The sequence below is a fragment of the Desulfogranum marinum genome, from assembly GCF_963675105.2.
GTDB classification, from domain to species: Bacteria; Desulfobacterota; Desulfobulbia; order Desulfobulbales; family Desulfobulbaceae; genus Desulfogranum; species Desulfogranum marinum.
On sequence record NZ_CAXXRO010000002.1, the window covers coordinates 866,049 to 891,594 of the forward strand.

A 25,546-nucleotide genomic window follows, 5' to 3' on the forward strand; every position below is an offset into this window, starting at 1 on the left:
AAATCTGTACCTGCTCACAAGTGTCTCATATATGAACAGGAGTGTTTATTAGCAAGGTAAGCGACGACTCCGTCTGCCTATCGATAATGGAGATCGAGACCGCCCGGGGAGGTAAGCGACCGACGGAAGATTGCGAGAGTAGCTGTGAGTAGTTTAGCCATAAATAATTATTTGTCCTTTGCATTACCGAGGAAAATCTTTAATTCATCCATAAACTCGTTAACATCCTTAAATTGCCGATAAACAGAAGCAAAGCGTACATAGGCAACCTCATCTAGAGAGGGAAGCGCCTCCATCACCCACTCTCCTACTTGAGTAGTCGAAATTTCCTTCCCTCCGGCATCTTGAAGTCGTAGCTCAATAGCATCAACAAAAGCATCAATATCAGTCATGCTGACAGGAAGTTTCTCACATGCTTTTTCGAGCCCTGCTATAATTTTACCACGATCCCACGGCTCTCGCCGCCCATCTTTTTTGATCAACATGGGCAGCATCAATTCAATTCGCTCGTAGGTTGTGAATCGTTGTTGACACGATGAACACGCACGACGCCTACGTATAATAGTTTTATCTTTGTTCACCCGAGAGTCAATCACTCGATTTTCGAGATGACTGCAGTAAGGACATTTCATGGCATCCTCAAAAGAAATGTAAGTATAGGTAAAAAAAAACCGGCAGCTCGTTACAAGCATACCGGTTATAAAAGTCTATAGCGACTCGATAAAATCATAAAAAGAGCTACTATTCAAGCATATCTATACGCCGTTGGTGACGACCGCCGCTAAACTCTGTATTCAGCCAGGTATCGACAATAGCGGTAGCCATTGACACTCCGGTCAGGCGACCACCAAGGCACAAGACATTTGCATCGTTATGTTCTCGGCTCATGCGTGCGGAAAAAGGTTCCATGCAGAGTGCGGCGCGAATACCTGGATAGCGGTTTGCGGCAATAGACATGCCAATGCCGGTCCCGCATATAAGTATGCCTTTATCTGTTGTTTGCGTATCTATTGCACGGCATACCTCAGAAGCGAAATCCGGATAATCCACAGAATCTGTAGAGTAACACCCTGCATCCATTACCTGGTGGTCATGCTCCAGGAGGAAGGTCATGATTTCCTGTTTCAGTTCAAATCCACCGTGGTCACAACCAATAATAATATTCACATCAGTCTCCAGGATAATTACGATGAGAACTTTTTCATAACAACCACACCGTTTGTTCCGCCAAACCCAAAAGAATTTGAAATAGCAACCATAGGGTTGGCTTCTCTGGCAGTCAATGGAACGTAATCGAGGTCGCATTCCGGCGAGGGGTTATGCAAATTAACCGTTGGCGGAATTATACCCGTATCCAAGGTAAGAGCAGTAAATGCTGACTCGATTCCTCCCGCGGCTCCAAGCATATGCCCGGTCATAGACTTTGTTGAACTTACAGCTAACTTGTGTGCATGCTCTTTAAAAACAGTCTTAATAGCCTGGGTCTCACACTTGTCATTAAGCGGGGTTGAGGTCCCATGAGCATTAATGTAATCAACATCCTCTGGGTTCAGCTTCGCATCACGCAGGGCAGCTGCCATACATCGAGCACCACCTTCTCCATCCTCGGGCGGGGCAGCAATATGATAAGCGTCACTGGTCTGTCCGTACCCTATGACCTCCGCGTATATTTTCGCTCCGCGTTTTTTGGCTGATTCCAATTCTTCGAGAATAATCATTCCCGACCCCTCGGAAATGATAAAACCATCTCTGTCTTTGTCAAAAGGCCTTGATGCTGATTCAGGATCATCATTACGCGTAGAGAGGGCCTTCATAGCACTAAATCCACCTACGGCAAGTGGACAGATAACGGATTCAGTACCGCCTGTTACAGCTATGTCGCAATCTCCGTAGGCGATATGACGAAATGCCTCTCCAACAGCATGGGTGCCTGCAGCACAAGCTGTTGTCTGGGTGAGATTCGGTCCTTTCGAACCTAGACGCATGGAAATATGGCCGGAAGGCATATTTGGAATTACACGAGGAATAAAAAACGGGGTAATTTTGCGGGGTCCTCTCTCGACCATGATTTGATGATACTCTTCAATAGTCGGCAGACCGCCCATACCGCATCCGGTAATGACTCCAACCCGCTCTCTATTTTCATCGGTAATGGAAAGGCCGCTGTTTTGCCAGGCCAATTCAGCAGCAGCAATTGCATATTGTACAAACAGATCCAAATTTTTGGATTGTTTTTTTTCAAACCAGTCTTCCGTCTTAAAATCAGTTACTTCCGCTGCAATCTGCGAAGCATGACCGGTAGCGTCAAATCGAGTAATCGGCCCTATACCACCACGGCCATTAACGAGACTTTCCCATGTCTTCTCAGTTCCTGTACCAAGAGGAGTGACTAATCCGATACCTGTAACAACGACCCTTCTTTTCACAAACTTATCCTTACTTACTATTGAATTTTTGCTACAAAATCGATAGCGTTTTGCACAGTTGCAATTTTTTCAGCTTCCTCATCAGGAATCTCAACATCAAATTCTTCTTCCATAGCCATAATAAGTTCAACCAGATCAAGAGAATCTGCACCAAGATCATCCACAAAAGAGGCTCCAGGAACCACCTTTTCTTTATCTACACTCAACTGCTCTACGATGATATCAATCATTTTTGCTTCAACTGCCATTGTATTCTCCTAAATATAAATTTAATTTCTGAATGTAAAACAGATAGCAACTGTTTCAGCAGTGTCAATACTGAAGAGTCACTAATTCCCCATATACATGCCGCCATTAACGTGAAGAGTCTGACCTGTGAGATAATCACCACCTGGAGAAACGAAAAAGGCTACAGAAGCAGCCACATCTTCAGGGGAACCAAGGCGGCCCAAAGGGATTTGCATTTTAATTGCATCCTGTACTTCCTGGTCAAGTTCTTCAGTCATGTCGGTAACAATGTATCCGGGTGCCACGCAATTAACAGTGATATTGCGACCGGCAAGTTCCCTGGCCATGGATTTAGTAAAACCAACAAGCCCAGCTTTAGCTGCGCCATAGTTGACCTGACCTCCATTACCAAGAAAACCAATAACCGAACTAATATTAATGATTCGCCCCCACTTTTTCTTCATCATGGGACGCATTGCAGCCTTACTGCAATTAAAGGCACCTTTAAGATTAGTATCAAGCACATCATCCCAATGGGATTCTTTCATACGTGCCATTAATCCATCTCTTGTAATGCCGGCGTTATTAACTAAAATATCAATACTTCCGTATTGATCAATAATAGCTTTTATATTTTTCTGAACGGCCTCAGTGTCTGCCACATTAAACTGACAAGTGAAGCCCTGCCCGCCCACAGTTTTTACCTGTTCTAAAGTCTGCTCGGCAGCCGCTGGATTGGACACATAGTTAACGCCCACCAAAACGCCTAACGAGGCGAGTTGAGTACAGACTGCCCTGCCAATCCCCCTGCTACCACCAGTAATAAGTGCTACTTTCCCTTCAAGACTCACTTTTTACCTCCTGAATTCTTTTAATAAGAGCAGGTATGACATCGTAAAGATCCCCAACAATACCGTAGGTAGCAAAATCAAAAATAGGCGCATTTGCATCTCGGTTGATGGCAACAACAATATCAGAAGACTGCATGCCTACGGCATGCTGGACAGCACCTGAAATACCACAGGCTATATACAATTTTGGGTTAACTGTTTTTCCGGTTTGTCCCACCTGATGAGGATAAGGAATCCAGCCGGAATCTACTGCAGCGCGGCTGGCTGCTACAGCTGCTCCGAGTTCATCTGCCAGTTCCCGAATAAGCTCGAACCCTTTTGCAGAATCAAGTCCACGCCCACCGGCAACCAACGTCTCGACCTCTTGTATATTCACCTGGTCTTGGTCACTCACCACGGTTTCTAAGATTTCTATTTTGGACGAAACAGCATTGGTTCGAACCTCAATGGATTCAATGACCCCGACCCGACTGCCATCAGGTTCAAGGGCAGCCATTACCTTGGGTCTCACCGTAGCCATCTGTGGTCGGGTATCAGGGCATACAATAGTGGCCATTATATTACCTCCAAATGCAGGCCGGGTTTGCAGCAACATCCCGTCGCTTTCGCGAATTTCCAACCGAGTGCAATCAGCAGTCAATCCGGCATCAATCAAGGTCGCCACAAAAGGAATAACAGAGCGACCAATAGCAGTGGCTCCGGCAAGGACAATCTCAGGTTTCTTTTGACGGATAATATCTTCCAGAACATATCCGTATACATCTTCACGAAATTGCTCAAGGTCATCATGCTCTGCAAGATAGACATAATCAGCACCTGCAGCAATGAGACTATCGCTATTTTCGGCCACATTCTTACCAAGAAGAACAACACTCAAGGCAACCCCTCTGGTGTCGGCAAGTTTTCTGCCTACGCCGAGAAGTTCATAGGTTACAGGGGCAATGGCCCCGTGGCGGCATTCTCCAAAAACCATAACCCCTGCCCAGTCCGCGAAATCATCCTGTACTTTTTTATCAGCAACTTCTATTGATAGCGCTTCCACTTCGCAATTATCAACGCACGCCCCGCAAAGGGTGCAGTTATCGTCGACGACAACACAATCATCTTCTACATGAATCGCACTGAAAGGGCAGCTAGCTTCGCAAATTCCGCAAACAATACATTTGTCACAGTCTATCTTAAGCATGTTCTCGTATCGTAATATATATAAAAACAGAGGTGTGGTTATATCTTTTACTAAAAGTGGTCCTTCAGTTGTCGTACCAGCTGATCAACTTGTTCTTCTACAGTTCCAGTGAACACAGTACGATCGCCTCGCGCTTCAGGCGAAAAAACGCGGACTACCTGAGTGGGTGAACCAGTGAGTCCTAAATTTTGCGGCTCTGCTTGAATATCTGCAGCTGAAAGAGTAGGAATCGTTGCCTTTTTGGCCTTCATTTTCCCTTTCAAAGACGCAACACGAGGTTCATTAATATCTTTTACCACAGTCAACAGTGCAGGAAACGGCACCTGTACAACATCGAACCCATCATCCATCATACGCTCAACGATTATCGACTCCGTGGAGGATTGTCGCGTTTTTTGAACGCAAGTGACAAAAGGCACACCAAGCCTGCAGGCAATGCCGGGACCGACCTGTGCGGTATCACCATCAATGGCTTGCTTGCCACATAAGGTTAAATCGACTTTGCCTAAGGTTTGTATTGCCTTTGCCAAGGTATAAGAAGTTGCCCACGTATCAGCGCCGGCAAACGCACGGTCCGACACAAGTAAAGCCTGGTCAGCCCCGCAGGCGATTGACTCACGCAACACTTCTTCTGCCTGCGGCGGCCCCATTGTAATAACGGTTACAGTGCCGCCGTGTTCTTCTTTCAAAGCAACGGCTTCTTCAAGGGCATGCCGATCATATGGATTCATGATCGATTCAACACCTTCTCTAGCCAATGTATTTGTTTCCGGGTCAAGGCGGACATCTTTGGCATCCGGTACCTGTTTGATACACACTACTATATGCATGGGCTCAGCTATTATGAATATTCTTTGTTGAGTTCCTGGCCTACCACATTACGCTGAATCTGGTTTGTACCTTCATAGATTTGCAAAATTTTGGCGTCACGCATCATTTTTTCGACAGGATACTCTTTCATATACCCATAACCTCCGAGTACTTGAACAGCATCCGTTGTGACCTTCATTGCCATATCTGTAGCGAAAACCTTGCACATTGAAGAGGCTTTGGACATATTTTTTGGATTATTAGCAATATGGCGTGCTGCAGAGTACACCAAAGCACGTGCAGCTTCGAGTTGGATAGCCATGTCCGCAAGAATATGCTGAACAGCCTGGAAAGAAACAATAGGTTTACCGAACTGAACACGTTGTTTGGCATAGATAACAGCCTCATCCAATGCACCCTGAGCGAGTCCTACTCCAAGAGCTGCAATACCTGGTCGAGAAATATCCAGCGTCTTCATGACAGTTATAAAGCCTGTACCTTTTCTTCCTACCATTCGTTCTTTGGGAATCCGGCAATCTTTTAAAATAAGTTCCCTCGTGGATGAAGAACGGATACCCATCTTATCTTCTTTTTTACCATAAGAAAAACCAGGATCGCCGTCTTCCACGACAAAAATAGAAGCTCCCCGAGCGCCTTTTTGGGGATCAGTCAAGGCTATAATGGTGTAAATCTGCGCCTCTCCACCGTTGGTTATCCATTGCTTAGTGCCATTGAGGACCCATTCATCGCCATCCAGGACAGCAGTTGTCTGGATTCCAGAGGCATCACTGCCTGCGTTTGCTTCCGTTAATCCAAAAGCAGCATATTTTTCTCCAGTTGCAATGGATGGCAAATATTTCTGCTTCAGCTCTTCACTACCTGCAATAAGAACAGGATAAATACCAAGGGCACTTGCGGCAAAGCTAGTTGCAACGCCGACACAGCCCCGTGCCAATTCTTCCAAGGCCAGGGCTATATCAAAACAGCCCCCACCAAACCCACCGTATTCCTCAGGAACAAAAATGCTGAAAAGATCAGCCTTGGCAATATCCTTCAAAATTTCGCGGGGAAATTCATTTTTCTCATCAAGTTCGGCTCGAACGGGGATGATCTTCTCGTTGGTAATTTCCCTGGCGGTATCAACGATCATCTGTTGTTCTTCAGTTAAAAAATACTCCACGAGTCTCTCCTTGGTGTTTTTACCAACGCATAAGTAACGATGCCCAGGTTAAACCGGCACCAAAAGTACAAAGCAGAACTAGGTCGTTTTCTTTGACCCTTCCTTGCTTATTGGCTTCATCCAGAGCTATTGGGATACTGGCGGCAGAAGTATTGCCGTATTTATCTACATTGATAAATAATTTATCATCGGGAATGTTCAGTCGCTGCTGCAATTTGTTCAAAATCCTGATATTTGCCTGGTGCGGTATCACCAAGTCAATATCTTCAATTGTCAGCTGCTGTTGTTCTAATAATTCTACAACGACATCGTCCATGGCGCGAACGGCCTGTTTGAAGATATCACTGCCGTTCATGCGTATGAGGGCGCCTTCCCAATCACTCCCCTGTAATTCAGGATTTTGACTCTCTGGTCCATCCATATGCAACAGGTTCCATAGTCGGCCGTCTGAATGGAGCTTACTCCCTAAAACACCTCGGCCGTCTTCACTCCCGCCAAGTACTGCCGCGCCGGCACCATCGCCAAAAAGCACACAGGTGTTTCTATCCTTCCAGTCAACTCTGGTTGAAAGAGTTTCTGATCCTATAACCAACACCTTCATTTCAGGTTGGCTTTGAATATATTTACTTGCCAGATCAAGACCGTAGGTAAAACCTGTGCAGGCCGCATTGATATCATAGGCAAAGGCGTTGGTGGCCCCAAGTTCAGCCTGCACAAAACAGGCTGTAGAAGGCATTATTTTATGTGGAGAAAGGGTTGCCACAATGATCATGTCCAACGCAAGAGGTGACAAACCCGCCATTTCCAAAGCGCGTTGCCCAGCGAGAGTAGCCAGTCGAAAGTTCTCTTCACCTTCGCCGGAGATCCGCCTGGTTTTTATCCCTGTCCTACTGGTAATCCATTGATCAGAGGTGTCAACTATCTGCTCAAGTTCGGCATTGGTTAACGTTTTTTGAGGCAGGCATGAACCTGTCCCTAATATCAAAGCTTTACTCATTCTTTTGCCTCGAGAAGGCCTTATTATTGCCGAAGCGCCTGTACAATAACATTGTTTACCTTATTGCAGACCATATCTGATGCAACTTTTATGGCGTTACGGATAGCAGTGGCATTGGATGTCCCATGACAAATTATACCCGTCCCGTTTATACCAAGCAAAGGTGCACCACCATATTCAGCATAATCGACCTGTTTGCGAAAATCAGCAAAGGCCTTGCGAATAAGCAGGTATCCGATTTTGGCTCGCCAGGTTTTCATAATTTCTTTTTTCAACATCTGCATAGCGGCTTCGGCCAGCCCTTCACTTATTTTCAGTGAAATATTGCCGACAAACCCATCACAGACAATTACATCGACATCACCTTTATAGACATCCCGCCCTTCAACATTACCAACGAAGTTCATGGGGCCGTGCTTAAGGAGGTCATATGTCTCTTTGACAAGCGCGTTGCCTTTTCCGGTTTCTTCACCGATACTGAGTAAACCAATCCGAGGGTCTCTAATATTAAGTAAAAGACTGGAACAAGATGAAGCCATGACAGCAAATTGATACAGGTGCTGTGGGCGACAATCCACATTAGCACCAATATCCATCAACATAACAGGACGTTGTAATGTGGGGAAAAAGCTGGCAATACCAGGTCTTGACACACCGGAAAGACGACCCAGTTTACGCACACCTGCGGCTAAAGTCGCCCCAGAGTTCCCAGCGGACACGACAGCGTCTGCATTTCCAGATTTAATCAGATCAAAACCCACCATAACAGTGGAGTTTTTTTTCTTTCGCACGGCGTCAACTGGAGATTCATCCATCCCGACGACCTCGGGAGCATGTTGAATCTTCAGCCGATCGGCTATATCTCCAGGCTTACCTGTTACAGCGCCGGCGAGTTGACCATGGAGGGAATCGGGACCAACTAAGATAACTACGAGATCCTTCTGCTCTTCAACGGCTGCAATAGCACCTTGAATAAGCATTTCCGGTCCATGGTCCCCACCCATGGCATCGAGGGCTATTCGCACAGTTGCCGCCTAGTTAAGTTCATCCTCTAACTGGATGATATTTTTTCCTTTATAAACACCGCACCCACCACAAAGCTGATGGAGCATTTTGGGTTCACCGCACTCTGGACATTTGCTCACACTTGGTTGATTCAATGAATCATGAGCGCGTCTTTGCCTGGTGCGTGATCGGGAATGTCTTCTTTTAGGTAAGGCCATTTTTTATTCTCCTTATTTATACTCAACGCTTTCAGCACACGTCTTGACAACAGGTGCTGAAAACAATCAATCATTTTTTTTTAAACGTGAAAGCACTGCAAACGGTGAATTGGTAGGAGTATTTTCGCAATCACAAACAGTGATATTCAAATTCTCACCACACCGGCTACAGATGCCTTTGCATCCTGGGGAACAAAGCTTCTTTTGGGGCAATGCCAGTAGGATTTGCTGACGAAAGACCTCATCGCAATCTATGATGGGTTCATCCAAAAAAATTATATCCATCTCACTGGAAGTACATTCGACTTCTTTAAGCTGCCAGTTCTCAGTGCCACCTGTTTCAAATAAAATATGAAAAGAGGTGTTTATAGGATAGGCAAATGGCACCAGGCATCGATCACAGTTGATAACAGGTGTAACAAGCAAGATTCCGCTCATCTCAACCTGGGTTTCACTTTTCCTCTTAAGGGTAAAAGTAAAACGGCTCTCACCCTCTATGGAAACGATCTCTGCCTGCTCTAAGCCAGTAACTTCAAATAGTTCAACCTGATTTCCATGGGGTGAAATCTCGGTAAATCGAAGGCGCATGATACACTACCCCGTGGTAACAGTGGTAATTTTCGTCAAAGCTGCTTTATATACACAAAAATGAAGAAGAAAGCCAACGAAAAATAAGGGTAGGTGATTTGAGATGTTCCCCTGCAATGAAATATCTCTTTATTCGGGTTGCAAGGCGTCCCCTATGAGAGGCTGAAAAAGATGAAGAAGCCTGTCACGTTTTTCTAGTTACAACACGGCTCCTACTCTTCGCCTGTAGTCTCTTTTTCTATAGCCGTTATTTTTTTTTCAATCTCCCCAACTAGATACTCGTAGCCATCCGCACTTATGATTTGATCGAATTGTTCCTTATAGTTGCGAACCAGACTAACCCCTTCAACCACGACATCATAAGCCATCCATTGGTCTTTCCGCAGTAACATAATATACGACACAGGGATGCTTTTACCTGAATCTATAAGCAACGTCTGCACTTCAGCTCGCTCCCCGCGGATTCGTTGTTTTTTGTATTCAATTTCCTGGCCGGCATATTCTTCTATTTTCCCAATATATGCGTGCTCCAAAAGACGGGTGAATAATTCTTCAAACTCGGCTTGCTGCTCACTTGAAATTTGCTTCCAGTGTTTTCCCAGAACTCGCTTAGACATTTCCTGAAAATCAAATCGCTCTCTTGCAACATCGATAACCCTTTGACACAGGGTACACCTCGCCCCTTCTCTAAGCTCCTCGTCCTGTAGAATAGCGATTACCTTTTCAATAAAGGGTTTCAATTGTTCGGTAGGATCTGGAGCGGAGGCGCATACTTTTGAGCCAGGTACCAGGAGTGCTGCCAACAGAACAAGAAGATACAAAGCCGTCCATGTGCTGCGCCGTCGCTCTTGCCTTTGGAATGGTATACTTCGAAAATAATCCATGGAGTTATATCCTTAGAGCTTAAAATTCTACTTGAAAATCAGTATGGTCTCTTATTTTTTTTCGATTTTGAAAATAACTATTCCGCAAAGCTACATAAGGGTCAAAACTTAACTTTTTCAAATCATCATACACATTCAAGTACAGCGAGAGCTTATTTGTCTCTTTTCCAGCATAAATAGCCGCAAGAGTAAGATAATCATCCGACCAGAAATAATAGGGAGACATTGTCATAGCATCTACTACTGTCCCTGTGATATCTCTTAAGGTCGATGAACCATAAAGAGGAACAACCAGGTAAAAGCCATCACCAACTCCCCAGGTTGCGAGTGTTTCGCCAAGAGAAGCTTCAATCATGGGTATCCCGAATTCTCTTGTAGCTGGATTACCAAGTCCAAAAACTCCAGCAACAGAATTAATCGCAAAACGAGATAACACCCACATGGACTCCTCAAAACGCCCCTGCAAAATACAATTCACGAAACGAAGCGGTTCTTCCAAATTTCGGAAAAAATTCCAGACACAACCCCGTATGTCGGTAGGGACCACTGTACTGTATCCCGTGGCCAACGGTTTCAACAGGTACATGTATGCAGAATCATTAAAATCAAAAATAAGCCTGTTAAACGGCTCTATAGGATCATTAACAGCCGCGCTTTCCAGTTCATCCAGGTAGAAGTCATCATCAAGGAAGTCAACTTCTTCAGCACTCAACGTCGGCGCAGTTATCAACAACAAAAAAAAGAGGATAACTATACGATAGATTATTAAGTTCCGGTAAACCATAACCCACTATTTAACCTGTCCAAATGCAAATTTCGAAATGAGGGATTCAAGATCAACCGAGGATTCCGTGTCAACAATCAAATCACCGGGCCCATATAACTCATCATCACCACCCAAGGAAATCTGCAGAAATTTATCGCCGATAATTCCCTGTGATTTAACAGATACAATGGAATCTATTGGTAACTGAACACTGTTGTCAAGCTGCATAGTCACCACGGCTAATCCGTCTTCACTGAGTTCGAGCTCCTTTACCAAGCCCACATTCACCCCTGAAATCTGGACGTCTGCGCCGGTCTTTATACCCGAAATATTATGAAATTCTGCTTGGATATCATATCGTTTTACCCCTGTAAGCCATGGGACCTCGCCGAGTTGCAACGCAAGCCAACCAAATGCACTAAAACCGGCAATAAGGAAAACACCTACCAACACGTCGAAACGGGAATACCGCATTCTACTCACCTTTTATTTCAGTTTCACGGGCAAGCCCAAGAGTTTTTTCAGCAAATTCAGCTATATATGGCTTTTTCGAAGAAATAATTTCATCCACATGCCCAAAGACATCAAGCTGCCCTTTATTCAAGAGGATAATTCGGTCTGCCAGATCAAAGACCTGCGGAATATCATGGCTCACAATTACAGCAGTGTAGCCCAGCCGATTTTGTACACTGGTAAAAAGATCATAAATTTCTCTGGTCATCACCGGATCAAGTCCGGTAGTCGGCTCGTCGTAAAGGACAATTTCCGGTTCGAGCTGCAATGCCCTGGCCAAGCCAACTCTTTTCTTCATACCACCGCTTAACTGTGCAGGAAATTTCTGGTCATGTCCTTCCAATTCAAGTTGTTTGAGCGTCTGGGCCACCTTTACCCTGATAGCAGATTCATCAAGCTGAGTTCGTTCGCGCAGCGGCAAGGCTATATTTTCAAAGACAGATAAAGAATCAAAAAGTGCCGAGCCCTGAAAGAGGACACCAAACGACATTCTCAAATCCTGCAGAGCCTTGTACCCCATGTTACTCACGTCTTTGTTGCCAATATAGATGGCACCACTGTCAGGCTGCAGCAACCCCAATATCAATTTAAGGATAACACTTTTCCCTTGACCGCTGCCACCTGCAATAACGGTTGTCTGCCCCTTTGGAATGGAAAAATCGACATGGTCCAGAACAACGTGCTTACTGTCGCGGGTACCAAATGATTTCACTACGTCTACAAATCGAATGGCATATTCTTGGGGGTTCTGGTTCTTTTCCATAAATCGTATATCAGATCAGTATTGCAGTCAGCAGGTAATCAAAAACTAGAATTGAGATGGACGCGACCACCACAGCCTGGGTAGTCACTTTACTCACACTTTCTGCGCCAAAACCGGCACCTCGAATCTGTTGAACAAAGTACCCTCTACCAGCGCATATCCAGACAATCAGTAATGCAAAAACAAAAGACTTCACAACACCGAGCCGAATGTCATGGTTGGTGACACTTTGTTCCATGCTGGCAAAGTAGGCACCAGCATTCACGCCCATAAGCTTCACCCCGGCAAGATATCCGCCAAATATACCAACAACATCAAAAAAAGCTGTTAATAACGGCACAGCAATAATTGTAGCCAGCACCTTAGGCGAAATTAAATAACGAAAAGGGTCAATAGCCATACATTCCAGGGCGTCGATTTGCTCTGATATTCGCATAATGCCAATCTCAGCACACATGGCTGATCCTGCCCGACCGGTGACCATCAACGCTGTCAAAACAGGGCCAAGCTCCATAACTAAAGTCAAAGACACTGCAGAGCCCAACATACCTTCTGCGCCGAACTTGCTCAGTGAGTAGACCCCTTGAAGCCCAAGAACCATACCTGAAGATAATGCGGTAAAAAATATAACGGTCAAAGACCCTGTCCCTATAAAATGGAGCTGCTTAATCAACTCCTGGCTTCTAAAAGGACGCTTAAATATACTAATAAGGGAGAAAAAAAGGAAGATACCCATCCTGCCAAGGTCCCGTAAGAAATAAATAGACCCATCGCCAATGGCTCCTAAAAAGCTACCCACAAGAGTCGATAATTTTGTTGTTTCAGCATTCATGGCAAAATGTCGTCATTGAGTTCTACTGGAAAATACAAACTAGGGAAACTAGGATACAGGAAAAGAAAATTCATGCACTCTATTTGTGCGGCCCGTTATTTTCTATCCACTTGCAGAATCGGTCTTTTCGATATTTGAAATGAGGGAAAAATCTTCGAGGAAATCTTTGGCAATCCCAATGGGATCATCTGAGGCATACAGCACCATGGTTTGAAGAAACATAAAACTGTCATCTTCCATATCGGTAAATTCTACTGCAATACCAGCAGGTTCAACACGGACCACTTTAGCTGAAAATTTCAGAATAAGGCTTGAATGCTCTCCCTTTTCTCGGAGTTCAAGCTGGCATTCCTCTTCTACAACATCCGCCAATGCTGCATCGCCGATGAAGAGCCCTCCCATACTGAGATTCCGAGCAGGGAACTCCCCCACAACACTATCATTGACAGACATCCTGACAGTCCGGGTGAAAATAACCCTTGTATGGCGTCGCTTTTCGGGAAGTAGCGTCGGAGCTGTAAAGCTTTTCATTCGTTGTTTTCCAGCTGTAGTAATAATTATAACCTCTTATAATATAAACAGTTGAAAATAAAAAAGCTAAATTTTCAAATTATACAAAAAATAATATGACAATGTCGCATATCCATTGAAAAAGAGGCCCCCCGTCGATTCAGCTAGAGGGTGTCTTGAAAAATGAGCAAATACGTTCAAACTCGAGGCGCATCCAAAATTTTACCACAGGCATATAATTAATATTCCAGCATTCCGATATGCCGAAGATTAAACTCTGGGCGAAACCAAGAAATCAAGCGAATGAGCAATTTTTAAAATAGCTAGACCGCATTTCTCACCAGTTCATGCAGCGTCAGTTTCAAAATATTTGGTTGTGGATAGGTGCGTAGGCTCCTGATACGCGTAAAATCCGATAGCTGCCTGTGCTTACAGCCAAAAGACTGGAGAAGATGGCGCCGCCAGGACTGACCTTTGGTGAACATTTTGAAAAATAGTCATCTTTTCTTTTTAAATCCAACCATTTGCTGCAAAATAATATTTTCCCATTTTACAAAATGTTCATGAGAAGAGCCGGCTAGAGTGAATCTACCACCGCTTACGAAACCACTCCTGTACATATTCGATGTGTTCGCGCATCGCAGCCTCAGCTGCATCGGGTTGCTTGTTGGCAATCGCCTCGTAAATTTTAGAATGGGCAGCCAGAACAATATCAATATTCTCAGGGTCATCCCACAGATGGCTTAAATTCTTTTTGATCCCCAAAAAAAGGAGGTCGTAAAAATTCCTCATCAAGTGAATCTGTACCGGATTTTTCGTAGCAAAGCTGATTGCCATATGAAAGGCTGCATCGGCCTCATTACCAAGAGCCCCCGTTTCCACGGTTTCCGCCATTTCCTTATTAGCTTTTGCCAAATTAAGGATATCCTGCGGCATCGCACGGGATGCCGCCATCCTGGCGGCATTACACTCCAGGCCGAGCCTCACTTCGAGCAGATCATGAATCGTAACATCATCAACGGCAAGTATAGTAGCCAGTGGGTTCCCCTGGTTCCCATTGGGAATCGTCACAAAAGTGCCCTGCCCCTGCCTATGTTCCAGCAAACCTAAAGTAACCAATTTATTAATGGCGTTACGTACTGTCGTTCTGCTGACCTCAAGACTACTTGCAAGCTCCCGTTCTGGAAGCAATTGCTCGCCAGGCTTTAATTCGCCACGATATATAAGTTCTCGTATCTGCTCAAAAACCTGATCAGAAATTCTTTTGGGTTTAATCGGGCGTAAATTCATACATTCCTCAGGAAATTGTTTCCGCATACAGTTCAACAAAATGCTTAACAGATATACAATCACCCTGCTGAAACAACATATCGGATATCTTCATCATCCATGCAGGGCAGCCGGTTGCTACCATATTGGACCCTGTTTAGGCAATAGCTTTTCTTTTTTGTAACTGCTCAGCAACACTCCAACTCTCCACGATCTGCCCGCCCGGCATACAGGTCTATCAAAGTCGGGGCTAATCTGCTAAATCGATCAACTTGTCAACATTCGGAGCACTGATGAACAGTTGCAGTTCGCGTTAAATTGCCGGTTTTATATAGTTCTTCGTTGCATATCTTTTTATAAACCTATACTGCACTAGATGGTATAATATTGAATATTAAAACTTTCCCCCATGCCGCAGCAAGTATCAGAGCCTTTCATTTCACATCCTGAAACTTTTCCGCTAAACTCTGCCGATTAATTAACGATTTCCCTGCGCAGATACCTTTAAAATTGGATTAATCCGTACAAATAACCGGTAATACCAATCACAAGAAAACAACCAGGAAGTCCAGTATCCAGAGAACACCGTCATACCTACCACCATACTAATATCACGACATTTTTATTTATCAAGCCATTTCTTGGTTGCTCCTACTTTCAGTGCTGCACAATTGGTTATACCAATAGAGGATTTAAAAAACAGCCCCCCGTCAACCAATTCCAACGCTGGAGTTAAGGTAATTTACCTTCCCGTCCCTTAAGGAGACTTTTCAAGTAAACGATTCTTAATGGTAATGCTACCCATTGAACTTGCGTTTGGTTTGCCGGCAAATGGAGCTGATACAGCTACACTCGAAAAATTTGATATTGATGCGCGTCGCATCAATAGAAAGCAAAGACTCTCAAGTTATTGGTTACTCGCCTGAATCTTATACCTGCAGTAACGAGCGCAATCCTTGCTGGGTTGCGAGACCTGCAGAGCAATTGGTCTTTGCTCGCCTAGCGCCCCGATGGACGTTTTCTCCAATAAAAACTAACTTGACTTTAACATCATATTGTTCATTAGAATTCTGATTAGTTCTCTCTTTTCATGTGGTTGAATCTGCTAACCTTCTTCTTGCCCCCTCTACCTGGATATACACTGTTCTACTTTAAGAGAATTGCACCGGTAGCCCATTTTATGATGCATAGCTACGAAGGCATTATGCCATTCATAATATTACAAATTGTCAGCCTGGTTTTTTTGTCTCTGTTTCCAAGTATAGTTACCTACCTGCAGGAACTCCTTGTCAGCAGTGAGTCCTCGTCTATAAAGTAAACAAGGGAGACCATCAAACCGTGATCCCCCTTTTTGCTTCCCCAGCTACTCACTTTTCAACTACTGATATTTTTTCAGCTTTTACCTCGCCATTTGCCTCACTGTCTTGATTATCTCCTGCGCCTCAGAACTCTTCACGATAACGGCATCTGCCCCAGCCTCGAGACATTGCCGACGAAGATCCCCGTTGTTTTCTGCTGTAAAAACAATCAATTTCAACTGATCGCCAAAATTAATTGCCCTCAATTTTCTACAGATATCAAGCCCTGAAATACCTGGAAGCATGTAGTCAATAACAGCGACACTTGGATTTTCTTGTAAAATAAGCTCAAAGCCCTCCTCACCATTTGTTGCGGAAAAAGGATGATACCCTTCCTTTTGAAACAACCTGGTGAACAATCGTATTATCACAGGATTGTCATCAACTATGACAATCTTTCTCGGTGACACCCCATTTACTGCGAGGCATTTAACACTTTCCCCGTTCGACACTACAAACAATTGATCATCTTGCTTGACGACGATATCCTCTGCCGGCTGCAACAGATCTGAAGTGTTATTTCGCAGACCCAGGACCTCACACGCTAGTAAAATCTCAACTTCATGGATCGACTTTCCAATAATATCCGACTCCGCCCCAACAACAACCCACTCAGGGAGAGATGTAGTTTTTCTTGCTCGCTGCACCAAGCCATCCCTAACTTTTCCGGTAGCTGTAAGCAAGTCACCCGCTATCTGACGACCTGCTGAATCAAAAGGAGAAATTATCGAATCTGCTCCGGCACGCAGGATTTTCTTTTCTGTCTGCTTTTCCTCTGAACGGGCGATGATGTGTAGAGTGGGGTTAAGTTCTCGCGCAGTGAGGACAATGAACAAATTTAAGGGGTCAGAATCAACCAATGCAAGAAGACCGCTGGCTTTTTTTATGCCTGCCTCCAGCAAGACAGACTCACGCGTTGCATCGCCTTCAACCGAAATCACCCCTTTTTGCTGACATTTTTCGTGTGTGCCGGAAGCAGCATCTATAACAACAAAATCAGCACCAGCTTCTTCCAGATGCTCAGAAGCGACTTCGCCTACTCTACCAAAGCCACAAATTATATGGTGGCCGGTTAACGATGCAACTTGCTTTTTCATTCTCTTCTCCAAAACATTCCCACTCCACACCTTTTCCAAAAGTGACTCTACAATCGAATGGCCCACAAAACCCAGGACAACAAAACCAAGCAATATAAAAACAACGGTAAATAAACGTCCCCATTCAGAAAGCGGGTAGATTTCACCAAAACCAACCGTGGTAATGGTGATCACCGACATATAAAGGGCGTCAATAAATGGGTATTTATCGATAAAACTGAATCCAAGAGCACCAATAATGATAGTGGAGGAAAGCAGCAGCAGAGAAAGAGTAATTTTATTAATAAAAAACATGAAGACGTCCCATCAACAGCATTGGGTATCTTAAATGATTAGCAATTTAGTTCGAGGTCAGAGGAGCCATGACTCCGAGGCATGCGATAAATTTCACCACAAGGCATATACTTACTATCGGAGTGTTCGCTGACCTCCGAGGATAAAATTTCAAGCATAATAAAAATTAATCGCAAGCCCCCGAGAAATCGGGCTAAATGCTAATTATTCAAGATACCCGTTAATGTACCATCCCAAAACAGGAGATCACTCCAGCAGGTCCTAACCTGGATTTCTCATCAATTCAGGCGGTGCCGGGTTCAACGTTTTTGGTAGTCAATCATAGTAGGCTATCGGAGTCTACACTTACCTTGTACTACCAAAATACTGAAGAAGATGGTATCGCATGGACTGACCTTTGGTGAGCATTTTGTTAATTTTACAGCTGATTGATTATAATAGCATAGCTCCGAAATTACTGTTTTTTTTGTTGGAAACAACAAAATGCTCATGAGAAATTCGGGCTAAAAATTGGCAGACGGAATGCGTACCTTACAGATATCGTCTAAGCTGAGTATAGCATGGGTTAGGAAAAAGACGAAAAAATAATCAAAGGGGCACCAGCAAAAAGACAGCGGCTTTACTTCGTATTTCCATGCCGCTTTTTATCCGCTCCAAAATGATCGAACCCCCCATAGGCAATCCTCTGTTCTCTGATATTGTTCTGGTCATCAGGAGTGAGCAGCACGACGCCCGAACCTTCGCAGATATGCCCCACCCTATACAAATCAAGACCGCAAGCCTGACCTATCTGTTCCACAGTAAAAGCGGCACCAGGGGGAGCTGTAAACAGCAACTCGTAATCTTCTCCGCCGTTCAACGCAAGCATCGTGGGTGATAAACCAAGAATATCAGTAGCCCTTACCAGCAATGCTGACAAGGGTAACCGGTCAGCATAAATTTCACCTTTCACTTTTGAGCGCTGACATAAATGAGCGAGATCCGTTGCCATACCATCGGAAAGATCCATCATGGAACTAACCAGTCCGCATCTGCCGAGTTCCAGCCCCAGTTGGGTTCGAGCCTCTGGGTTAAGGTGCGCATTGAGCAGGGGCTCAAACTCCTGAGCATTGCTATCTATTCCACGGGAAAAAATCTCCAGGCCGGCAGCAGCATGGCCCAGCCAGCCGCTCACCCAAATTTCGTCACCGGGTGATGCACTACTTCTATACAGCACATTTTCTTTTGCTGTTTCTCCGATAACAGTGACAGTAAAACTATATCCTTCCGGACTGCATACAGTGTCGCCACCAATCAGGATGCAACCATAATCCCGGCAACCTTGAGCAATACCCTCGGAAAACGCTGAAAACCACTTCTGATCAAATGATTGGGGTAAGCTTGCTGAAAGCAGCACAAACAAGGGTTTTCCACCCATTGCGGCAACGTCACTGACATTGACTGAAATCGATTTTCGGCCGAGCAGTTCAGGGGGGTGCCACTTACGATCAAAATGAACCGTCTCCACCAGGGTATCCATGGTCAACAGCCATACGGTGTTGTCATCTTTTTCAATCACAGCACAGTCATCACCGATTCCCTGCACTACCCCTTCACCCTTGCTTGGAGCCAAATTGGTTATATGTTGTATAATGTCTCGTTCTTTCAATAGTTGTTACACTGGTATGGGTAATGTTGGGCTAAATAGGCCTTGATAAAATTTTTTGTCTGCTGTCCGTCTACACAGCGCAAGACATCTTCTCCTAATTGCTGCAGTTGCTCATAATGAAAATGGCGAAGCAATCTTTTTATGTGCGGGATGACAGCAGGCCGCATGGACAGCTCATCAATCCCCAGTCCCAATAAAACGACAGCACAGATAACATCTCCAGCCATTTCCCCACATACAGAAACGGAGATTCCTTGGGCATGGCCGGCATCAATTGTTTGCTTTATCATTCTCAACACGGCAGGATGAAAGGGATCATACATATGGGCCACATGTTGATTACTTCGATCTATTGCCAAAGAATATTGGATAAGGTCATTTGTACCAATGGCAAGAAAATCTACTTCTTTTGAAAAAACATCTGCCAAAATGACAGCACTTGGCACTTCCACCATAACTCCCAATTCAATATCAGAGCCGTAAACCACCCCTTCCTTGTCTAAATCTGAGGAGACCTTTCGTAAAATAGCCTTTGCCTGATGTAATTCAGGCAGGGAGGATACAAGAGGGAATAAAATACGTAGCCGTCCATAAGCCGAGGCCTTCAACAACGCCCGTAACTGCATGGTAAACAGTTTGATTTCATGCAGAGAAAAACGAATTGAACGTAGGCCTAAAGCCGGATTTCTTTCAGGATCGAGCTGGGACGAATGATCAGGAAGGTGATCTAAAAATTTGTCCCCTCCTACGTCTAGCGTTCTCACTGTCACCGGATGTGGCGACATGGAGTCAAGTAGTTGTCGATATGTTGCCAACAGTGCATTTTCATCGGGTTGAGGCTGCTGATGAAAAAAATCAAATTCACTACGAAACAAGCCTATTCCTTCGCAGCCATACCTATGCACCGTTTGCAATTCTTCGATCATTTCAATGTTCGCACTCAGGCGAACACTATAGCCGTCAAAAGTTTCCGAAGAAAGATGGACATAGGGTGCCAGTTCATCAGCGATCACCTCGCTCTGCAGGGCCTTACGTCTATATACCTGCACCTGTTCCGAGTCAGGTTTAATGATCACCTGACCAAGGCCACCGTCAAGAATAATGGTATCCCCGGTGGCTATAGATCCTGTAATATGGGTCAGTCCAATAACAGCTGGAATATTCAACGAACGGGCTACAATAGCGGTATGGGAGGTAACGCCACCCTTTTCCGACAAAAAGCCAAGGATGTTTTCGGTATGCAGCTGCATGGTATCTTCAGGAGAGAAATCATTGGCCACGACAATAACCGGCTCGTTTTCCTGTACAAGCTGATATGGTTTATGGCCGAAAAGAATGCTGAACACCCTATCGGCTACATGCTTGATATCTGCGTACCTTTCCTTAATATAAGGGTCGGCGATTTTATCAAACCTGTTTTTAATGTGGTTTAATGACTGGGCCAGAGCCCATTCCGCATTAACATTTTTAGATTTAATAAACCGGATAGTCTGATCGTAAATCATCCGGTCTTTAAGCATTAAGATATGGGAATCAATAATGGAAAGCGCATCGGCTAGATCATCGGCAAAATTTTCTCTTAATCTTACCAATTCATCTTCTGCCCTGGTAACGGCCTGATGGAACCGTGCTACTTCTTTTTGAATGTGATCCGGTGGCAGATGATATCGACCGGCACGGCAGGTGTGACGTTTTATAACAACAACTCTGCCGATAACAATGCCTGGCGATACACCTATACCCTGCAAGAGGTTGGGAGTGCTCTCCCCAGAAAGTGAAGGCGTAGCATTATTATTTTCGATTTCCATGCTCACGGATCGTTTTCTGCAGTTAACACAGCCCCTATCTCAACCAAGGCTGATCGAGCCTTCTCTCCTGACAAAATTACCTGTACCTCACTTCCATGGACCAACGCCATGGAAAGTACATCGAGAATAGAATCACAACTCACCTGAGAACCATTATGTTCAATCAGGACCTCCACATCAAATTCAAGGGCTATTTCCGCCAGCTTGGTAGCCACCCGGCCATGTACACCTTTGCTGTTGCCTATGTTATATGACGCAATAACCTGGCTCACTTTATTCTTCGGATGCCTTTTTTCATGGGAATCGGTGTACTGCCTTTGATCGGTTCCGGCTGTACTGCCTCATCTTCGAAGTTAAAATCAACGGCTTGAATAAAACGCCCTTCACCTCCCATAGTAAAAATTTCTTGCCCGGTAAATTGCGGTGTGCGAAGTGTCCAGGTAACCTCCTGCAAAGGAATACTTAGAAACTGCATGGTCACATGCCACCATTCGTTCTTCCTGGTATCATCACGTTCTATTTTACTGATCATTGCATACGTTAAAAGCTGCGGCTCCTTGGCAACCACAATAACCACATCACCGACACCAGTTGTCTGTTTAAAAGGAAGTATTTCTTTCAGATCAGCTACAAGTTTTTCCATAGTTATATATAGGTAACAGCAGATACCTTGAAAGCACCTACTTTTTTATCTTTTCATTTTTTCGTTGCAAAGTGTACAACAAATTAACTTCCACCACCAGATCTTCGGCCTGCCTCACAACGCGTATTCCCTGAGACCGGACCTTGGCAAGACTCTTAAACACAGGAAGTACGCACCGCTCCATAAGCAAACGTTGTTGCTTGCTGGTAAGCCCATGAGCTCCCTCCATGGTACTTATACCCCAATATAATAAATGCAGCAGTCCCTGATTCACTTTATCAATTCTTGCATAATGGAGTACATTGCTTTTCTGAGTAAACCCATTATTGACCTTTACAAAGGCTTTATCGGAAAAAAGCGTTTTTTTTCTACTCTCCAAAAACTCTTTGATCTGGTTTATGTGATCAGCAATAATAAGCCACTCATCTATGATAATATAGGTTGGTTGAATAAGCCCCCCTGCCATCACCACGGAAACCGCTTCAACATTATCTATTCGAGTTACATGGGTTTTCACCCCACTCAGCTGTTTTTTCAGCATTTTTTTCATCGCAGCAGGGTCGCGTACTTGTAACTGCAAACAAAGCATAGGGACGGTTGCAAACGTTGCAGATGGCACCTCTTTAATAAAAAAACCAAACTGCTCACCCAGCAGGGAGGCAAAGGTCGAAATATCGGTCCCGGTATGTTCATAGAATTGCTGGGCAATATAAAACATCACCGTTGCTGTCTTCAAGGTAGGTGCTTGGGATGCGACTAACCAAAACTTGGAAAAATTCAGCCAATTGCTCCAAAAATAAACAGCAGTACCGGAAGGTATTTGCTGTAGGTGGGGATTTACAATCGGAGATGCCAGTTGGTAACGCTGGATAATACCGGTTGGCCGTTGCCCATATCCTTTGAGAACCAGCCGAATAGTATTTTTATTGATCCCTGACCGCTGCAACAAAAAAAGTCGTTCCTCTTCACCAACCCGTATCCTGTTATCACTCTTCCCTGTAAGTCCAGCCCACTGCGACACACCACCGGCCAAGTTAACATACAACAGTGCATTTTCTTTATGTTTCGAATCCTCCAAAACCTGCTGATAAGCCTTTTCCTGATAGAGGGTCAACCCCGGCCGCAGCAACCGGTCTCCGGCAAGAATAATACATCGCTGTACCGGCCGAGGGTCAAGCCCAAAAATAAGATTTTGCTCAAGGAGTGCGTAGTAAAGGGTGATCCCATTTTCCAACACTACTGATGTTATCGTAGTTCCATAATAAAGACTACTACTGGTAGAAACATTTTCCGGCACAAACCTGGAGAAAAGCAAGCCGGGAGCAATCGGCACTTTTGTTTGGGCAACAAGAACTAAGTTTTGAGCAAAGTGAACCGCAGGCTCAGCTGCGTTAACTTCAGCAGGCAAAAGAGCCAAACCAGCCTGCCTGCCAAAAATGACGTGCAGCAAAGGATGCTCAACCAGCTTTTTAAAAACTGCAGCAATTTCTAAAACCTTCTCTCGTAAACCCTGTTCCGCGCCAAGCTCATCTAGAATAGAACCGAGTTCCGGGGCCATCAACTGTTTGCCCACCGGAGATTTTTTCAGGGCAAGCGCCACATCTGCGAGGTCTTTCACCTTAACAAATGCAACAGTATTTGCGGGGACCAGGTCTGCCGGATCAGGTACAGGCGTCAGGTTGACAGTTAAAACATAACATGCTGCCGCCAGCACTATGAGCAACACAAAAGCGCTCACTATATTTTTATGAATTGCAGTATATTTGAGCAGCATAGTTTTAGCCTGGATTTCTCATCAGTTCAGGCAGCGCCAGGTTCAAAGTTTTTGGTAATGAATAGGTAAGCGTAGACTCCGATAGTCGCCTATATTCATTGCCAAAATACTGAAGAAAATGGTGCTGGATGGACTGACCGTTGGTGAACATTGTGAAAAACTTTCAACTTCATCTTAGCTTCTATAACATATAAGAATTGTTTGTAATTTGACAGGCTGACACAATGTTCATGAGAAATTCGGGTTAGAGCAGTACGCACATGTCGTGCAGATGTAGAGATGATCCGCAAAACAATAAACACATTTTCCGTATATACAAAAAAAATGCCATAACCTGCAAACGCTCTTCAACTGGGCAAAAGGCGCCTTATTTTTCATACTGGACCCGGCGATACTGTACAGCTTCTCCAATATGAGAAACCTGGATATCCTCAACACCCTCAAGATCGGCAATGGTTCTGGCAATCTTGAGAATCCTGTAATACGCCCGTGCTGAAAGGCCTAGCCTGGCAATGGCATTCTCTAAAAGCTTACGGGATGGGTCATCAATCTGACAATATTTTTTTATATTGCGGGAAGACATCTGCGCATTGCAGTACACATACTTATCCGAGTGAAGCCGCTCAGACTGAACCGCTCTTGCAGTGTTTACCCGTTGCCTGATTGCAGCAGAAGATTCACCTGGAGATGCCTGAGTAAGCTTTTCCACCTGGACAGCCGGCACTTCCACATGCATATCGATTCGGTCCAACAGGGGTCCTGACAGCCGGCTCCGGTATCGCTGCACCTGAACCGGACTGCAGGTGCACTCATGGAACGGGTCCCCAAGGTGCCCGCATGGACATGGATTCATGGCTGCAACCAACATAAACTGGGCAGGAAAAAAAAGACTCATTGCTGCACGGGAAATGGTAACATGCCCATCTTCCATTGGCTGTCGCAACACTTCAAGCACGTTTTTCTTAAATTCAGGCAGTTCGTCCAGAAAAAGAACTCCATTGTGGGCAAGCGACACCTCGCCCGGCCGAGGTATATGCCCACCGCCGATAAGACCGGCATCAGAAACGGTGTGGTGGGGTGCGCGAAACGGACGAGTCACCATCAACGGTATTTCGGGCGGTAAGGCTCCGGTTGCAGAATAAACCTTTGTTGTCTCCAGCGCTTCTTCCAGCGTCAGGTCTGGTAAAATAGCAGGCAATCGCCTTGCCATCATGGTCTTGCCGGTTCCAGGCACCCCGCTGAGCAGAATGTTATGTCCGCCTGCTGCGGCCACTTCCAATGCTCGTTTTACATGCTCTTGGCCTTTGACTTCGCTAAAATCGTCTTGATACCGGTTAGTCGCACCAAAAAAAACATCAAGATCAACTTCCACCGGCTCGATAGCCAGCGCTCCGGCCAGATACTCTACGGCTTGATCAATTCGCTCGATACCGACAATAGCTATACCTTTAACAACCGCAGCCTCTGAGGCATTTTCAGCGGGCACTAAAAAACGTTTCACTCCATTATCCCTGGCAGCAAGTACCATTGATAACACCCCGCGAATTCTCTTTACCGAACCATCTAAAGAAAGTTCTCCTACAACTGCAGTGTCAGCAAAAGTGTCAGACGGAATAATCCCTGAAGAAGCGAGGATCCCCAGAGCAATGGGAAGATCGTACCCTGCCCCTTCTTTTTTAATTGATGCAGGAGCTAAATTAACAGTAATTTTCCGCTGTGGAAACTCATATCCCCCGTTTTTAATGGCCGCCTTGACCCTGTCTTTTGCCTCCCGCACAGCGCCCTCGGCAAGACCAACCGTAGAAAAAGCGGGCAACCCTTGGGCCAGATCGACCTCCACTTCCACCATCAATCCGTTGACACCGGCAACAGCACCACTTTTTACTTTGGCTAGCATA

The 25,546-nt window shown here is 45.0% G+C and carries 26 protein-coding genes; all 26 read right to left on the reverse strand.

What is annotated here, in order from left to right; genetic code table 11:
• Window positions 1–167: 167 nt before the first annotated feature.
• Window positions 168–632, reverse strand: coding sequence for a transcriptional regulator NrdR (gene nrdR, locus ACHZCY_RS04655; protein WP_205223623.1), 465 nt, complete (start codon window positions 630–632; stop codon window positions 168–170).
• 109 nt (window positions 633–741) lie between these two features.
• On the reverse strand, window positions 742–1,167 hold the full coding sequence (gene rpiB / locus ACHZCY_RS04660; protein WP_319548015.1) for a ribose 5-phosphate isomerase B: 426 nt from the start codon (window positions 1,165–1,167) through the stop codon (window positions 742–744).
• A gap of 17 nt (window positions 1,168–1,184) precedes the next feature.
• Complete coding sequence (gene fabF / locus ACHZCY_RS04665; protein ID WP_205223625.1) at window positions 1,185–2,426, reverse strand: beta-ketoacyl-ACP synthase II; 1,242 nt, start codon at window positions 2,424–2,426, stop codon at window positions 1,185–1,187.
• Between the two features lie 17 nt (window positions 2,427–2,443).
• The gene (gene acpP, locus ACHZCY_RS04670) at window positions 2,444–2,674 is read right to left on the reverse strand and encodes an acyl carrier protein (RefSeq protein WP_205223626.1); all 231 of its coding nucleotides are present in this window, start codon (window positions 2,672–2,674) and stop codon (window positions 2,444–2,446) included.
• Between the two features lie 81 nt (window positions 2,675–2,755).
• On the reverse strand, window positions 2,756–3,505 hold the full coding sequence (gene fabG / locus ACHZCY_RS04675; RefSeq protein ID WP_205223627.1) for a 3-oxoacyl-ACP reductase FabG: 750 nt from the start codon (window positions 3,503–3,505) through the stop codon (window positions 2,756–2,758).
• Window positions 3,495–4,691 (reverse strand): FAD-binding protein, encoded by a 1,197-nt coding sequence (locus ACHZCY_RS04680; protein ID WP_319548016.1) that lies wholly within the window; start codon window positions 4,689–4,691, stop codon window positions 3,495–3,497. Before ACHZCY_RS04680 ends, fabG begins: the two co-directional genes overlap by 11 nt.
• 50 nt (window positions 4,692–4,741) lie before the next feature.
• Window positions 4,742–5,521: an electron transfer flavoprotein subunit beta/FixA family protein gene (locus ACHZCY_RS04685; protein ID WP_205223629.1), complete on the reverse strand. Its 780-nt coding sequence runs from the start codon at window positions 5,519–5,521 to the stop codon at window positions 4,742–4,744.
• 11 nt (window positions 5,522–5,532) lie between these two features.
• The gene (locus tag ACHZCY_RS04690) at window positions 5,533–6,681 is read right to left on the reverse strand and encodes an acyl-CoA dehydrogenase family protein (RefSeq protein ID WP_319548017.1); all 1,149 of its coding nucleotides are present in this window, start codon (window positions 6,679–6,681) and stop codon (window positions 5,533–5,535) included.
• Window positions 6,682–6,700: 19 nt separating this feature from the next.
• Window positions 6,701–7,678: a beta-ketoacyl-ACP synthase III gene (locus ACHZCY_RS04695; RefSeq protein ID WP_205223630.1), complete on the reverse strand. Its 978-nt coding sequence runs from the start codon at window positions 7,676–7,678 to the stop codon at window positions 6,701–6,703.
• Window positions 7,679–7,701: 23 nt separating this feature from the next.
• Window positions 7,702–8,703, reverse strand: coding sequence for a phosphate acyltransferase PlsX (gene plsX / locus ACHZCY_RS04700; protein WP_205223631.1), 1,002 nt, complete (start codon window positions 8,701–8,703; stop codon window positions 7,702–7,704).
• 9 nt (window positions 8,704–8,712) lie between these two features.
• Window positions 8,713–8,901: a 50S ribosomal protein L32 gene (rpmF, locus tag ACHZCY_RS04705; RefSeq protein WP_205223632.1), complete on the reverse strand. Its 189-nt coding sequence runs from the start codon at window positions 8,899–8,901 to the stop codon at window positions 8,713–8,715.
• Between the two features lie 66 nt (window positions 8,902–8,967).
• Window positions 8,968–9,489, reverse strand: coding sequence for a YceD family protein (locus tag ACHZCY_RS04710; RefSeq protein WP_205223633.1), 522 nt, complete (start codon window positions 9,487–9,489; stop codon window positions 8,968–8,970).
• Window positions 9,490–9,701: 212 nt separating this feature from the next.
• On the reverse strand, window positions 9,702–10,373 hold the full coding sequence (locus tag ACHZCY_RS04715; protein WP_205223634.1) for an MlaC/ttg2D family ABC transporter substrate-binding protein: 672 nt from the start codon (window positions 10,371–10,373) through the stop codon (window positions 9,702–9,704).
• A gap of 19 nt (window positions 10,374–10,392) precedes the next feature.
• Window positions 10,393–11,157 carry an MlaA family lipoprotein gene (locus ACHZCY_RS04720; RefSeq protein WP_205223635.1) on the reverse strand — a complete coding sequence of 255 codons (765 nt, stop codon included), beginning with the start codon at window positions 11,155–11,157 and terminating at the stop codon, window positions 10,393–10,395.
• A 6-nt stretch (window positions 11,158–11,163) separates the two neighbouring features.
• Window positions 11,164–11,613, reverse strand: coding sequence for an outer membrane lipid asymmetry maintenance protein MlaD (gene mlaD, locus ACHZCY_RS04725; RefSeq protein WP_205223636.1), 450 nt, complete (start codon window positions 11,611–11,613; stop codon window positions 11,164–11,166).
• Between the two features lies 1 nt (window position 11,614).
• Window positions 11,615–12,415 carry an ABC transporter ATP-binding protein gene (locus tag ACHZCY_RS04730; RefSeq protein ID WP_205223637.1) on the reverse strand — a complete coding sequence of 267 codons (801 nt, stop codon included), beginning with the start codon at window positions 12,413–12,415 and terminating at the stop codon, window positions 11,615–11,617.
• Window positions 12,416–12,425: 10 nt separating this feature from the next.
• On the reverse strand, window positions 12,426–13,247 hold the full coding sequence (locus ACHZCY_RS04735) for an MlaE family ABC transporter permease (protein ID WP_205223638.1): 822 nt from the start codon (window positions 13,245–13,247) through the stop codon (window positions 12,426–12,428).
• 102 nt (window positions 13,248–13,349) lie between these two features.
• Window positions 13,350–13,778: a PilZ domain-containing protein gene (locus ACHZCY_RS04740; RefSeq protein ID WP_205223639.1), complete on the reverse strand. Its 429-nt coding sequence runs from the start codon at window positions 13,776–13,778 to the stop codon at window positions 13,350–13,352.
• A gap of 567 nt (window positions 13,779–14,345) precedes the next feature.
• On the reverse strand, window positions 14,346–15,047 hold the full coding sequence (locus ACHZCY_RS04745) for a FadR/GntR family transcriptional regulator (protein WP_205223640.1): 702 nt from the start codon (window positions 15,045–15,047) through the stop codon (window positions 14,346–14,348).
• Window positions 15,048–16,425: 1,378 nt separating this feature from the next.
• Window positions 16,426–17,775: an NAD-binding protein gene (locus ACHZCY_RS04750; protein ID WP_319548018.1), complete on the reverse strand. Its 1,350-nt coding sequence runs from the start codon at window positions 17,773–17,775 to the stop codon at window positions 16,426–16,428.
• Between the two features lie 619 nt (window positions 17,776–18,394).
• The gene (thiL, locus tag ACHZCY_RS04755; RefSeq protein WP_205223642.1) at window positions 18,395–19,423 is read right to left on the reverse strand and encodes a thiamine-phosphate kinase; all 1,029 of its coding nucleotides are present in this window, start codon (window positions 19,421–19,423) and stop codon (window positions 18,395–18,397) included.
• Window positions 19,420–21,231, reverse strand: coding sequence for a phosphoenolpyruvate--protein phosphotransferase (gene ptsP, locus ACHZCY_RS04760; protein WP_319548019.1), 1,812 nt, complete (start codon window positions 21,229–21,231; stop codon window positions 19,420–19,422). Before ptsP ends, thiL begins: the two co-directional genes overlap by 4 nt.
• A gap of 2 nt (window positions 21,232–21,233) precedes the next feature.
• Complete coding sequence (locus tag ACHZCY_RS04765) at window positions 21,234–21,503, reverse strand: HPr family phosphocarrier protein (RefSeq protein ID WP_319548020.1); 270 nt, start codon at window positions 21,501–21,503, stop codon at window positions 21,234–21,236.
• Window positions 21,500–21,874, reverse strand: a complete 375-nt coding sequence (locus ACHZCY_RS04770; RefSeq protein WP_319548021.1) for a hypothetical protein — start codon at window positions 21,872–21,874, stop codon at window positions 21,500–21,502. The genes ACHZCY_RS04765 and ACHZCY_RS04770 overlap by 4 nt, the downstream gene beginning before the upstream one ends.
• A 37-nt stretch (window positions 21,875–21,911) precedes the next feature.
• Window positions 21,912–23,648, reverse strand: a complete 1,737-nt coding sequence (locus ACHZCY_RS04775; RefSeq protein ID WP_319548022.1) for a hypothetical protein — start codon at window positions 23,646–23,648, stop codon at window positions 21,912–21,914.
• 367 nt (window positions 23,649–24,015) lie between these two features.
• The gene (locus tag ACHZCY_RS04780) at window positions 24,016–25,545 is read right to left on the reverse strand and encodes a YifB family Mg chelatase-like AAA ATPase (RefSeq protein ID WP_319548023.1); all 1,530 of its coding nucleotides are present in this window, start codon (window positions 25,543–25,545) and stop codon (window positions 24,016–24,018) included.
• Between the last annotated feature and the right edge of the window lies 1 nt (window position 25,546).

Bases quoted from the DNA above. Each gene is read 5' to 3' on its own strand.
- ACHZCY_RS04770 (WP_319548021.1), bottom strand. From the start codon at position 21,874: ATGGAAAAACTTGTAGCTGATCTGAAAGAAATACTTCCTTTTAAACAG.
- nrdR (WP_205223623.1), bottom strand. From the start codon at position 632: ATGAAATGTCCTTACTGCAGTCATCTCGAAAATCGAGTGATTGACTCT.
- ptsP (WP_319548019.1), bottom strand. From the start codon at position 21,231: ATGGAAATCGAAAATAATAATGCTACGCCTTCACTTTCTGGGGAGAGC.
- ACHZCY_RS04735 (WP_205223638.1), bottom strand. From the start codon at position 13,247: ATGAATGCTGAAACAACAAAATTATCGACTCTTGTGGGTAGCTTTTTA.
- ACHZCY_RS04695 (WP_205223630.1), bottom strand. From the start codon at position 7,678: ATGAGTAAAGCTTTGATATTAGGGACAGGTTCATGCCTGCCTCAAAAA.
- ACHZCY_RS04740 (WP_205223639.1), bottom strand. From the start codon at position 13,778: ATGAAAAGCTTTACAGCTCCGACGCTACTTCCCGAAAAGCGACGCCAT.
- rpmF (WP_205223632.1), bottom strand. From the start codon at position 8,901: ATGGCCTTACCTAAAAGAAGACATTCCCGATCACGCACCAGGCAAAGA.
- ACHZCY_RS04780 (WP_319548023.1), bottom strand. From the start codon at position 25,545: ATGCTAGCCAAAGTAAAAAGTGGTGCTGTTGCCGGTGTCAACGGATTG.
- ACHZCY_RS04745 (WP_205223640.1), bottom strand. From the start codon at position 15,047: ATGAATTTACGCCCGATTAAACCCAAAAGAATTTCTGATCAGGTTTTT.
- ACHZCY_RS04750 (WP_319548018.1), bottom strand. From the start codon at position 17,775: ATGTTTTTTATTAATAAAATTACTCTTTCTCTGCTGCTGCTTTCCTCC.
- ACHZCY_RS04720 (WP_205223635.1), bottom strand. From the start codon at position 11,157: ATGGTTTACCGGAACTTAATAATCTATCGTATAGTTATCCTCTTTTTT.
- ACHZCY_RS04680 (WP_319548016.1), bottom strand. From the start codon at position 4,691: ATGCTTAAGATAGACTGTGACAAATGTATTGTTTGCGGAATTTGCGAA.
- acpP (WP_205223626.1), bottom strand. From the start codon at position 2,674: ATGGCAGTTGAAGCAAAAATGATTGATATCATCGTAGAGCAGTTGAGT.
- ACHZCY_RS04775 (WP_319548022.1), bottom strand. From the start codon at position 23,648: ATGCTGCTCAAATATACTGCAATTCATAAAAATATAGTGAGCGCTTTT.
- ACHZCY_RS04730 (WP_205223637.1), bottom strand. From the start codon at position 12,415: ATGGAAAAGAACCAGAACCCCCAAGAATATGCCATTCGATTTGTAGAC.
- mlaD (WP_205223636.1), bottom strand. From the start codon at position 11,613: ATGCGGTATTCCCGTTTCGACGTGTTGGTAGGTGTTTTCCTTATTGCC.
- ACHZCY_RS04715 (WP_205223634.1), bottom strand. From the start codon at position 10,373: ATGGATTATTTTCGAAGTATACCATTCCAAAGGCAAGAGCGACGGCGC.
- ACHZCY_RS04710 (WP_205223633.1), bottom strand. From the start codon at position 9,489: ATGCGCCTTCGATTTACCGAGATTTCACCCCATGGAAATCAGGTTGAA.
- ACHZCY_RS04685 (WP_205223629.1), bottom strand. From the start codon at position 5,521: ATGCATATAGTAGTGTGTATCAAACAGGTACCGGATGCCAAAGATGTC.